At 52.6% G+C, this 11,715-nt stretch carries 7 protein-coding genes and 1 pseudogene; 2 read left to right on the top strand and 6 right to left on the bottom strand.

Annotated elements, in window-relative coordinates:
• Positions 1–42: 42 nt before the first annotated feature.
• Positions 43–174 carry a hypothetical protein gene (locus BCM14_RS15190; RefSeq protein ID WP_259673308.1) on the bottom strand — a complete coding sequence of 44 codons (132 nt, stop codon included), beginning with the start codon at positions 172–174 and terminating at the stop codon, positions 43–45.
• 96 nt (positions 175–270) lie between these two features.
• On the opposite strand from BCM14_RS15190, the pseudogene uvrA reads away from it, so the two are divergent.
• Positions 271–3,967, top strand: a pseudogene (uvrA, locus tag BCM14_RS00265) (excinuclease ABC subunit UvrA); the annotation flags it as partial.
• Positions 3,968–6,045: 2,078 nt separating this feature from the next.
• Here the strand turns inward: uvrA and BCM14_RS00260 are convergent.
• The 5 genes from BCM14_RS00260 to BCM14_RS00240 form a co-directional block, all read right to left on the bottom strand.
• Positions 6,046–6,450 carry a DUF2306 domain-containing protein gene (locus tag BCM14_RS00260; RefSeq protein WP_106225996.1) on the bottom strand — a complete coding sequence of 135 codons (405 nt, stop codon included), beginning with the start codon at positions 6,448–6,450 and terminating at the stop codon, positions 6,046–6,048.
• A 4-nt stretch (positions 6,451–6,454) separates the two neighbouring features.
• On the bottom strand, positions 6,455–7,480 hold the full coding sequence (locus tag BCM14_RS00255) for a hydroxyacid dehydrogenase (RefSeq protein WP_106225995.1): 1,026 nt from the start codon (positions 7,478–7,480) through the stop codon (positions 6,455–6,457).
• Between the two features lie 117 nt (positions 7,481–7,597).
• Positions 7,598–8,269 (bottom strand): RraA family protein, encoded by a 672-nt coding sequence (locus BCM14_RS00250; RefSeq protein ID WP_106225994.1) that lies wholly within the window; start codon positions 8,267–8,269, stop codon positions 7,598–7,600.
• Between the two features lie 43 nt (positions 8,270–8,312).
• Positions 8,313–9,494 carry an alpha-hydroxy acid oxidase gene (locus tag BCM14_RS00245; protein WP_106225993.1) on the bottom strand — a complete coding sequence of 394 codons (1,182 nt, stop codon included), beginning with the start codon at positions 9,492–9,494 and terminating at the stop codon, positions 8,313–8,315.
• Positions 9,495–9,530: 36 nt separating this feature from the next.
• Positions 9,531–10,367, bottom strand: a complete 837-nt coding sequence (locus tag BCM14_RS00240) for a tRNA threonylcarbamoyladenosine dehydratase (protein WP_106226039.1) — start codon at positions 10,365–10,367, stop codon at positions 9,531–9,533.
• Between the two features lie 116 nt (positions 10,368–10,483).
• Between BCM14_RS00240 and BCM14_RS00235 the strand changes: the two genes are divergently transcribed.
• Positions 10,484–11,707 (top strand): MFS transporter, encoded by a 1,224-nt coding sequence (locus BCM14_RS00235; RefSeq protein WP_259673305.1) that lies wholly within the window; start codon positions 10,484–10,486, stop codon positions 11,705–11,707.
• Positions 11,708–11,715: the final 8 nt, after the last annotated feature.

The following is an 11,715-nucleotide window of genomic DNA, read 5'->3' as shown; positions in this document are numbered from 1 at the left end:
TGCGCAGGTCTTGTAGAAGTGCTTAAGTCTCAGACGCGAATATTAAACGCGCTTAACTTTCTCAAGCATTTTGAACACGCCTTTGGGCGAGTTAGCAAACAGGCGCTTGAAGGCCTTGCCCAAACATTTACGCTCGAGCGTGTTGCGACGTGTACGTTTTTTTTCAGAAGCCATGACTTTCTCCAGCAGGTAACTGAGTATATTAACTCAATTCTATCTCCCCATACACAATGGGGCATAAATGTCACGATTTAGACCTATGATTGAAGCATGAATCCAACTATCAAAATCACTGGCGCACGCCAAAACAACCTTAAAAATCTAGATGTCACACTGAATACTGGGGAGCTCACGGTTATTACTGGTGTCAGCGGCTCTGGAAAAAGTTCTTTGGCCTTTGACACGCTTTACGCAGAAGGTCAACGGCGCTACGTTGAAACGTTTTCGCCCTACGCGCGCCAGTTTCTAGATAGGATGGATAAGCCTCAGGTTGATCGCATAGAGGGCATTCTGCCAGCGATCGCGATTGATCAAACCAACCCGGTACGAAGTTCACGCAGCACAGTCGGTACGATGACTGAGCTGAACGACCACGTGAAACTGTTATTTGCCCGAGGGGCACACCTGCATTGTCGAGGTTGCGGCCAACTCGTTTGCAAAGATTCGACTGGGTCGATACTCAAAGCAATCACAGCCCGCGCTAGTGAGGCTAACGATCCAAGGCTCGTGGTTACCTTCCCGATCCAAGTCCCTGCCAATTTCACGCAGGACGAAGTCAAAGGCTTTCTGGATCAGCAGGGCTATACCCGAATCCATGCAGATTTGGCCACGGTTAATCCTGTTGCGCCGCCCACCTCGACCAAGACGAAGAAATCGACCAAGAAAGCTGCCACAGTCTCCCTACGGACTCTGCTGGTGGTACAAGATCGTTTTAGGCTCTCTAATGCTGATCCGTCCCGAGTGATGGAAGCCTTGGATATTGCCTTGAAAATGGGCAACGGCCTGATGGCCGTTCACGCCGTCGACGACGACGGGCAAGACCTGCATCATTGGAAATTCAGTGACAAGTTGCACTGTGCTGATTGCAACATCAGCTACAGCGACCCCCTGCCCAGTACTTTTTCATTTAACTCGCCCTTGGGTGCCTGTGAGGCCTGCCGGGGATTTGGCCGTGTGATCGGCATCGATTTCGGCCTGGTGATCCCTGACGAGAATAAAACGCTTGAAGGCGGCGCGATCAAACCGTTTCAGACACCGACCTATAAAGAATGTCAGGACGAAATGGCGAAGTATGCCGCGCGCGCCAACGTCTCGATGAACACGCCTTGGAAGCATCTTCCCCCTGAGCATCAAGACTGGGTGCTGCTGGGCGATCCGGCATGGGTTGGCGGCAACCAAGCCTGGAAGTCACAGTGGTACGGGGTACAACGTTTCTTTGGTTATCTCGAGAGCAAATCGTACAAGATGCATGTACGGGTATTGTTATCGAAGTACCGTAGCTACACGCCCTGCCCAAGCTGTCACGGTGCACGCCTGAAAGCTGACGCGTTGCTTTGGAAGCTACACGGTCACTCAGTGCAAGACTTAATGTTGATGCCCATCACCAAATTACGTGATTTTTTCGAGACCTTGAGCTTTCCTGGCGCGATGGATGCCGCGATGGATCTGGTCATGACAGAGATTCGCGCACGCGTGAAATTTCTTGGCGATGTGGGGTTAGGGTATCTCACGCTAGATCGACAAAGCCGCACGCTATCTGGGGGGGAGGTCCAGCGCATCAATTTGACGACGGCGCTTGGCACCTCGCTGGTCAATACTTTATTCGTTCTGGATGAACCCTCTATCGGTTTGCATCCCCGCGATATTCATCGTGTCGTGGAGGTTATGCAGCGTCTCGTCGTTGCTGGCAACACCTTAGTCGTTGTCGAACATGATCCCCAAGTGATGATTGCAGCGGATCGTATCATTGACGTGGGTCCTGGGCCTGGTGAGCGCGGTGGTCAGATCGTCTTCGATGGCACGCCCGCTGCCATTAAGTCGGCTGACACACTCACTGGTCAGTACATGGGTGGCATACTCAAGGTCGAGTCACCCAGGCCATTGCCCGTTGCCGACAACACGCCCCGCCTGTTGTTAGAGGGTGCCACTGCCAACAATCTAAAAAATATTTCGGTGGCTATCCCGCTCGGGCGACTGGTTTGCGTGACAGGTGTTTCTGGCTCTGGAAAGTCCACACTCATTCAGGATGTGCTCTATCCTGGTTTACTAAAAATCATGGGAAAACCAACCGAGTCACCGGGTGCGTTTGACCGCATTCTCGGCGCAGAGCAGCTTGCTGATGTAGTGATGGTTGATCAAGCGCAAATCGGCAAGACGGCTCGCTCGAACCCCGCCAGTTATGTTGGTGCCTTCGATCCGATTCGTAAATTATTCTCGCAAGCACCTTTGGCGCGTGAGCGCGGTTATACGGCCGGCACCTTTAGCTTTAACAGTGGCGATGGTCGTTGTCCCACCTGCGGCGGAACGGGTTTTGAGCACGTTGAGATGCAGTTTCTGTCTGATGTTTATATCCGCTGCCCAGACTGTGATGGCAAGCGCTTCAGACCAGAAGTGCGCGAAGTTGAAGTCGAGCATTTAGGGCGCCGCGCATCGATTGATGCCGTGCTGAACATGACGGTTTCAGAGGCACTTGAATTTTTTAAAGGGCTGAGAGATGTACAGCTTGGCCTGGCGCCCCTTGCCGATGTCGGACTCGAATATGTCAAGCTCGGTCAGCCTGTCCCGACGCTGTCGGGTGGTGAAGCACAGAGGCTAAAGCTAGCAGGCCATTTGGCCGAAGCCGCACGCAGTGGGATATCGACAGCCAAAGTCGCCAAAAAAGGCAGCCTGTTTCTCTTTGATGAACCCACCACTGGATTGCACTTTGACGATGTGTCGCGTTTAATGCGCGCTTTTAGAAAGCTGCTGGGTGCTGGCCATACGCTGCTTATCATTGAACACAACCTGGACGTGATTCGTGCTGCAGACTGGATTATCGATCTGGGACCTGAAGGCGGCGACGCGGGTGGCGAGCTGCTCGTATCCGGCACGCCCGATCAGGTGATGGCGCACGCCGGCTCATACACTGGCGCGGCCTTACGCGAGTACGCAACGGCAATGACGCCCGATGCGATCGGTGGCACAGTCGCTGCTGGGTCAATCAGGTCAAGCGCCTTGAAGGAGTCCGACTCTGGCAGCTCGTTACAAACCATCGTGAAAGAGCGACGTCGACTGGCGACGCATATCGATATCCTGCACGCGCGCGAGCACAATCTTAAGAATATTAGTGTCAAAATCCCTCACGACAAATTTACTGTCATCACTGGGGTCTCTGGTTCGGGCAAGTCCACGCTTGCTTTTGACATTCTGTTCAACGAAGGACAACGGCGCTATTTAGAATCTCTAAACGCTTATGCACGTGCCATTGTCCAACCTGCAGGCAAACCCGACGTCGACGCCATTTTTGGTATCCCACCAACCGTTGCGATCGAGCAGAGAACCAGCCGCGGCGGTCGTAAATCGACTGTAGCGACGATGACCGAGATTCACCATTTCCTGCGTTTGCTTTATATGAAGCTCGGTACGCAAATGTGTCCGACCTGTCACGTGAGCGTCGAGCCTCAAAGTGCAGATCAGATTGTCGCCAAGTTGCTACGCGAACACAAAGGTCAACATATCGGGCTCTTATCGCCTTTGGTCACCGCTCGCAAGGGTTTTTATACTGACCTGGCAAAATGGGCTGCAGGCAAAGGCCACACCCATCTACGCGTCGACGAGGCGTTTATCCCGACTGCTAATTGGCCGCGCCTTGATCGCTTTAAAGAACATACGATTGAGTTGCCGGTTGCTGATCTGACTGTCAGCGCAGACAACGAAGCAACGCTAAGAAAAGCGGTGCAAAGCGCGCTTGAACATGGCCAAGGCGTCATGAGTGTGGTTTGGCCTCTAGGCAAACTACATACAGATTTACAAGCCAAACTTGAACAACAGCATTTTTCGGTCAAGCGCGCCTGTCCGAGCTGCGGTACAAGTTTTCCAGAACCTGATCCGCGCATGTTCTCTTACAACAGTAAACACGGTTGGTGTCATAGCTGTTTTGGTACAGGTCTGCAATTGCAAGGCTTTGATGCAGAACAGACCGGTGAAGAAACTGCCTGGAACGCCTGGTACGAGGGTGAGGCGAAAGCTTGCAACAGTTGTCATGGTGCGCGATTGAATCCCGTTTCTCGTGCTGTCATTTGGCGCGAAAAGTCGATAGCAGAACTGGCCTCACTTGCTGTGTCCGATGCGCATACGTTTTTTACCGCCCTGGTAGCGAAAGGGCGTGAGGCTGAAATTGCCAGAGATATCCTGAGCGAGATCCGCAGCCGCTTGCTTTTCATGCAAGAAGTAGGCCTGGGCTATCTGGCTTTAGATCGCGCGGCTCCCACGCTGTCGGGTGGCGAAGCTCAACGCATTCGTCTGGCCGCGCAGTTAGGGTCAAATATGCAAGGTGTTTGCTATGTGCTGGATGAACCAACAATTGGTTTGCATCCGCGAGATAATCGTATTTTGCTTAGTGCCTTGACGCGTCTTGAAAAAAACGGCAACACCCTGGTTGTGGTTGAACATGACGACGATACGATCCGTCGAGCCGAACACATCATCGATATCGGCCCCGGTGCTGGGATCAGAGGTGGTCGCGTCGTCGCGGAAGGGACGCTACAAGACTTGATGGATGCCCCTGAGTCTGTGACGGGACACTATTTGAGGCATCCTCTCAAACATCCGCTGCAGCCAAGACGGGTGATCAATAAAGAAACACAAATGATCACAGTCAAGGGTGCTCGCCTGCATAATTTGCGTCACGTCGATGCCCACTTCCCGGTCGGTCGCTTGACCGTCGTGACAGGCGTGTCCGGATCTGGCAAATCCACGCTGGCCAGAGAGGTACTGTTAGATAACCTGCACGCTGCGGTACAGACTCGTGGTGAACCTCACTGGCAAGGCTGCGAGTCTATAAAAGGTTGGCAGATCTTAGATCGAGTCCTGGAAGTTGATCAGACACCGATCGGTAAGACACCCCGTTCGTGCCCGGCCACTTACATCGGCTTTTGGGATGACACCCGTAAGTTATTTGCGGATACCAACGAAGCCCGCATCAGAGGCTGGTCCGCTGGACGCTTCTCTTTCAATACTGGTGACGGTCGTTGCCCGATCTGCGAGGGTCAAGGCATGCGCACACTTGAAATGAGCTTTTTGCCAGACATCAAAGTGCCATGCGATGCCTGTGGTGGTGCGCGCTTCAATACCGATACGCTTGCGGTGCGCATGCGCGACAAGCACGCTGGCGAGGTGTTGAATATGGAGGTCGATGATGCGGTGGAATACTTTGCAGCCCATCCGCGCATCCGTCATCCCTTGCAGTTGATGCAAGACGTCGGGCTAGGTTATTTGACACTTGGACAACCTTCACCAACCCTATCAGGGGGGGAAGCACAACGAATCAAGCTCGTCAGTGAACTAGCTAAGGCGCGCATGACAGAAGGGGTTATCACGACAGGCCGAGCATCTCGACTGCCTCACACACTTTACGTACTGGATGAGCCGACCGTCGGACTATCCATGGCTGATGTTGAAAAGCTGATCCGAGTCCTACATCGCTTGGTCGAAGCGGGTAACACCGTCGTCGTCATTGAACACAATCTCGACGTGATCGCCGAGGCTGACTGGCTGCTCGACATGGGACCCGAAGGGGGTGACGGCGGCGGTCGATTGGTGATTGAAGGGACACCTGAAGAGATCATTGAGGCGCACGCAAGTTCGCACACCGGTGAGGTCCTTCAAGAATTCATGTTGCGCTAGATAAACTCTGTTTGTAGGTTAATCATTTTAAAGATGAGTAGCGAACCTGTTTAGCTTTGAAAAAATTGCAGCAGTCGCTTCGTGTTTACTGATGAATTTGCTAATCACGCGGGATGGACGACACTCGCCTATGGCGCGTCAGGCTGATGTGTCTCAACGCAATCAGCTAAAAAATAGCTGATACATCAAACGGCCTGGCAAGAAAGTAAACGCCCCCGCAATAATCAGCCCACCGGCGTAAGTGTAGGTCATCGCTTGCTTGTGTCTTTGAATATTGCCTTTGCGCGCAAAGTAAATACCCATCACCAGTTGAGACAAAACAAAAAGACTCAATAGATGAATCGGCGAGTAGCCCAAAAATGGGCTGGTCGGCCAAACTTCTTTGATCCAGAAAGAAGAAACTGAAATAACCACCATCATGAAGACCCAGATCCAACCAAGCACCCGATGCGTTTGAGTTCCTTTGGGCCTGAGGAGTTGAAAAGCACCAAGCGCGAAGGCACTCAGTGCAAAAACAAGGTGAATGACGGTCGCTAGACTTGCTTCTTGGAGCAAATGAAGATTCATATCGTTAACCCAGTCGGTTGAGTCTGTCGAGAAATACCGGCCAAACTTCTGGATTGGCCATCCTTGGCGCACGCTCACCTTTTAACAGGGCGGCAATTTGATCTGCTGCCATCACAGCAGCATTTCGGCGCGCTTCATGTGTGACACCTGCGGTGTGATAGGTCGCGACCACGTTCGGCATGGTCAGTAGCGCATGATCGCGCGCTGGTGGCTCGACTGTCCACACGTCCAGACCCGCACCCGACAGATGACCATCTTTCAGTGCGTCAACCAAGCTTTGTTCGTCATGAATACCGCCCCGGGCAGTCGACAGGAAGATTGCGCCAGATTTCATCGCGAAAAACTGTTCACGCCCAAATAGATTCAGTGTTTCGGGCGAACGGGGACAATGTACCGACACGACGTCAGCGCTTGAGATTACTTCAGTAAAGCTCAACGGGATTGCGCCACGCTTCTGGATTTCATCCGCTGAAAGATGAGGATCTGACGCAATGACTTTCATGCCGAAAGCAACTGCCAGTTTTGCGACTCGCCGACCAATGTTGCCGACCCCGATGAGGCCAATAGTCAAACCCTGGATTTCTCGACCCATCAGATCTTCACGTGTGGTGTAAGCCGATGCGCGCATGACTCGATCTGATTCAGCGATACGATGTTTTAACGATAACAAGAGGCCCATCGTATGTTCGGCCACTGAGTCTGCGTTGCAACCGGATTGATTCACCACCAACACGCCGTGCCGAGTGCAGGCTTCCAGATCCACCGGGTCGTAGCCAGCCCCAGAGCTTGAGGCACAAAGAAGGTTCGGGCACTGTTTAAGCAAATCCTCGGTTACCCAGTATTTAGCGGGCACTTCATCGCGGGCTGCGCATACGTGATAAACGTTTGCTTGACTCAACGCGCCGAAATTTACAGCATCCGTATCTGCGTAACGCAAGACGGTCAGGTCAATGGTGTCCTCGGTCGTGAGTTTGTCATCGAAAGCTGGATTCAGCCAAAAGTCAAACCTGACTACTTTTTTCTTTTTCATTTTTTTGTCTCGTTTAAGCGGCCGCCTTCTGTTGTACGGCTCATTTTTCAAACAGCGCCACCTCTGGCATGACGTTCTATGGCGTCACCACCGACTCAATCAGACACCGAGGCACGACTACTTAATAACTCCTTTGGCCCTCAATGTCACTTCCACCCAGGAGCGATCCAGTTTACCGGCAGCAATATTAGCCAGAATGGTTTTCTCTTTTTTCTCAACGAGCGCCACTTCTTTGGCTAGCTCTTTAGCAATTGCGGGGCTGATCGCTAACAAACCGTCCGGATCACCCACAATAATGTCACCCGGATGAACCACCATCCCATCAATTGATACTGTGACATTGATTTCACCCGGGCCCTCTTTGTAGGGACCGCGATGTGAAACAGACCGGGCAAAGACCGGAAACTTACCCTTGCCGAGTGCCTCGACATCCCGAATAGGGCCATCTATCACGATACCAGCGAGACCACGTTTCTCAGCAATAGCAGACATGATTTCACCGATGATGGCATTACGCACTTCACCACCCGCATCGACCACAATCACGTCGCCCGGCGCCGCCAAATTTAGGGCTGCATGAACCATTAAATTGTCACCTGGGGCCGTTTTGACGGTAAACGCACGGCCAAGGATTCGCCCCCCTTTATGAAATGGACGAAGATGAGTCGTGCCATTTGTTCTGCTCATCACATCGCTGATATTTGCCACAGCCAAGCTTGCGAATTTTTTTACTAATGCGGGGGATGCTGTGTGCTGATGCGTATGAATCTGAAAACCTAACTGGGACATGGCCGATCCTTTGGAGTTGAATTTTGGTCTAGCTTAAGCTCATTTAATGGACGCTGACAAGGCACTCTGGATTGAGCTCAGCGATCCTTGTTAACCCCATCATGCCCATGTTACGAGCGATTTCTTGCTGCATGATGTCGATTGCATGGTCCACACCCGCCCGTCCCGCAACCGCTGCAGCATAATTAAAGGGACGACCGATAAAGACGGCGCTAGCGCCAAGCGCCAAGGCTTTGACCGCATCGCTGCCTCGACGAATCCCGCTATCCATCATCACAGGGCCATCTTTGAACTGCTCCAGAATGCGAGGCAACACTCGCAGTGGCGCGGCAGCACCATCAATCTGACGCCCTCCGTGATTCGAAACAATAATGCCATCCATGCCGTATTGCCGACAGAGCGCCGCGTCAGCCGGGTTTAATATGCCTTTAATCACCATCGGCCCTTTCCAGCGGGAGCGAATCAATTTCACATGCTCCCAAGACAAATGTCCACGCGTGGAAAAATCACGCATGACTGATTTAGACATGATAGGTGCACCGCGTGTGGCGAACGAATTTTCAAAATGTGGCATACCGTGCTTGGCGATCGTCTTCAAAAAGGTACCAAACAACCAGCGTGGATGTGTCACCCCATCCCAGGCCAAACGCAGGCTTGGTCGAAGTGGTGTTGAGAACCCTGTGCGGATATTATTTTCACGATTTGCAGCGACTGGGGTATCAACCGTTATCACCAGAGTTTTAAACCCTGCAGCCGCGACGCGATCAATCAAAGCGTCTATCTGATCCTGCTTAGCAGGCAAGTAAGCCTGAAACCAGCTGCTGGGAGCTGCTTGAGCGATTTCTTCCATGGGAATCAAAGACGAGCCGCTCATAATCATAGGGATATTTGCCGCCTGCGCTGCCTGGGCAAACACGAGATCACCGCGATATGCCGACATGGCCGTGATACCCATTGGTGCCATACCGAAAGGGGCTGCAAACGTTTGACCAAAGAGTGTCACATCTGTATTGCGCTTCGATACGTCGATTAGCACCCGCGTTGTGAACTCATAATCCATGAATACATCACGATTTGCCTTTAATGATTGCCCATCTTCGCAGGCACCAGCGACGTAACCAAAAATAGGACGAGGCAAACGCTTTTGCGCTAGTGTCTCAAAGTCGGCAAGAGACAGAACCTCAGACAGTATGCGTGGCCGCTTCATTTGATCTGGCATGGACATCCTTTTTTTTACTTAATGGATGGGATCTTTTTTTGTTTAGTTAGTCGTCGGCCCAAGGCGGAGGGCCAGTATGCGTTTGATTGCCTCGTTAGCAGCAACGAGTCCCATCGTGGCTGTGACAGTAACGCTAGAACCATACCCTGCGCAAGACAGGCCTTGCGGTGAGGCAATGCTTACATTTGACTCCGCCTCGATCCAAGCTGAGGGCAAAACGGTGGGTTGATCGACCCACAACACGCTAACGCCCATCTTGGGAACACGCTTAAGTGACTGGCCGCCGGCGACACCGCCTTTGGCGAAGCCGTGATCCTTACGCAGCAGGTTACGCAGTCGTCCGAGCAAAGCGTCGTGCGTCGCCAGTGACAAATCGCCTGACCGGAGCGCTAAGGGATCCGTTTTACCTCCTGCCCCCCCGCAAACAATCAGCGGTTGCTGCCGTTCACGCGCCTGCAACACCATCGCGAGCTTGGCCGCGATCTGATCGGCACAATCGAGTATGACGGTCAATCGGGGGTCAAGCAGCTGGCCGACGTTATGAGGGCTCACAAAATCATCAATCAAGGTTAACTGGCAGTCAGGATTGATCTGCTCAATACGCTCGGCCATGGCGAATACCTTTGACTGGCCAAGCGTTTGGCTTAACGCGTGAACTTGCCGATTGATATTAGATTCAGACACATGATCAAGATCAATCAAAGTCAGTGATCCCACCCCACTTCGCGCCAGCGCTTCAGCAGCCCAAGAGCCCACGCCCCCGATACCAACCACCGCAACGCTGGCTTGTTGCAATGCAGCACCAATGCCAGTGCCAAATAAACGGCTCAGGCCGCCGAACCTGCGCTCGGCGTCGCTCTCTGGCGAGGGGTTGGTCATGTGTTGCAATCTCTGAATGTGAATGCTGCATTTTTGCACGTTCACGAAAAAAAATAACAGCAGGGACTCGACAGCAAGCTTACACAGGCACACAATGGAACGATAGAAAAAACAGCATGACTGACATTAATAACGCTTCTCCCCACAAAATCTTGCATGTGTCCCCTGGGGCTGTTCCGCTGTGCCTCCTTCTCCCTCTGGTGCACATGGCAATATCCGGCGGACGGGTCGCAGTTACGCTTAACGCACTCCAACTGGGTCGGTCAACCTTCGAAGTCGGTTTGCTGATTGCCGTCTTTGGCCTGTTGCCAATGCTGCTCTCTGTAAGCGCCGGTCGATTGATCGACAAGATTGGTCCTTATAAGCCCATGCAAGCCTGTTCAATATTAGTGGGTGCGGGTGTAATCCTGCCCGTCATCTGGCAGGACCTGATCGCACTCATCCTCTCGGCGGTATGCGTTGGCATTGGTCAAATGACCTTTCTTATTGCTATTCAGGGCCAGGTGGGACGAGGCAGCAGCGAGCAACGTCTTCGCAATTTTTCGCTGCTCTCCCTCATGATTTCCATATCTGGTTTTTTTGGGCCCTTAGTTGCTGGGGTCGCTATCGACAACTTGGGCTACCGCTGGGTTTTTTTGCTGCTGGGGATAGGCCCTGCTGTTGCCGCCGCGCGGGTCTATCAGATGCGACGAACGCTGATCGCCTCGCACAGTCGAGCTTCCGGCAATGAAGCAAAAAACCGAGGCAAATTGTTTGATTTGTTACAAATAAAAACCTTGCAAAAGGTCTTCATTGCAAACGTCCTGCTCTCAAGCGCCTGGGATACGCACATGTTTGTCGTGCCCATTTATGGCGTCACAATAGGACTTTCAGCCACAACTATCGGCGTAATCATCGCGTCCTTCGCGACAGCCACTGTCGGCGTACGCCTGTGCTTGCCCATCATTCAAAAGTACATCGCGCCGTGGCATCTGATTCATATGGCTCTGGTCGGCGCAGCAGTGAACTTCCTGCTTTATCCTCTGTGCTCACAGGTCTGGTTGCTGATGTCGATGTCATTTCTGCTGGGTATTGCGCTTGGTTCGACTCAGCCCGGCATTCTTGCTCTGTTGCAGCAGCATGCTCCGCCGGGACGAGTCAGCGAAGCGTTCGGGCTCAGAATGGCGCTGGTTAATACCTCACAGGTCTCATTGCCTCTTCTTTTCGGTGCGCTTGGAACCATCATCGGGGTGATGCCCCTTTTCTGGATCACGGCGACCGGCTTGGGCGTGGCACGCTGGGCCACTAAAGACTCAGGTAAAGAATCTGACCCTTCAAACGATAGCGATTATCTGGGCTGATCACTGTG

The organism is Jezberella montanilacus (genome assembly GCF_003003055.1).
GTDB lineage: Bacteria > Pseudomonadota > Gammaproteobacteria > Burkholderiales > Burkholderiaceae_B > Zwartia > Zwartia montanilacus.
The sequence above is the reverse complement of the archived record's forward strand: the minus strand, read 5'-3'. Positions and strand labels throughout refer to the sequence as shown.